The organism is Vibrio sp. 1288, from assembly GCF_033344475.1.
Genome location: NZ_JAWPOX010000451.1, coordinates 1 through 736 on the forward strand (window position 1 = coordinate 1; position 736 = coordinate 736).

1 protein-coding gene is annotated in these 736 nt (G+C 50.3%); it reads right to left on the bottom strand.

Translation table 11 applies throughout. The features are described 5' to 3' along the window. Positions 1 to 139: 139 nt before the first annotated feature. The coding region (locus R8O11_RS27325; RefSeq protein WP_318194892.1) for a spondin domain-containing protein at positions 140 to 736 on the bottom strand (597 nt) is incomplete at its 5' end.

Consider the following 736-nt stretch of genomic DNA (forward strand, 5'->3'; position numbering starts at 1 on the left):
GCAAATGACCGGAACGGGGCCGTATTTCTTTCAACAAGGTCAGCTTCACACAAGGTCAGAAAGTGCTCTGGTGGTGGAATGAGGGATAAAAGCATGAACAAACACTTTTAGGAAAGGATCCGCCACCAGAGCAGGTGAGTTATTCAACGCGCGTGATCGTGACCTTCGCTCCAGGATTTAGAAAACGATGGTTTGCCGACAAGGTTGAATCAGCCAGTCCATCATCATGGCTGATGACGCCAGCGTGAAACGCGACCGCATCATTCATATCGTTTCGGGTTGAGTTAAATCCTTCTCCGCCACCCGCAGGGCCGGGAATCGTGGCTGCCAATTCATCATTAAGCTCTGTGCCAGAATCCCACACGTTCATGTTCATCTCGTAACTGTCACCCACTGCGAGTGACTTGAGCGATAATCCCGTTTCGCCAACAAAGGCATCATTAGTGTTCACGAGCATCGAAGCCAGCGACAAATAACCATAACGATGAGGATTGACTGTGATGGTGACTTCGTCCGATGAGCCCGGCAGCAACAAACCGTTGCCAGAGCCACCTTGGTAGACGTTGTCGTCACTGTTCATCAGAGCAATCAGCTCGGCATTGCTGCCACCCTCGGCTAAGTGTTCTAACTCAACCGACGCACTTTGACCAATTTCGAATAGCTGAAAATTGCTATTGTGAGTCAGCACTGCCAATGGAGACATCGGCTGATTCGCCGTTAAGTTCTCGTCAGACAC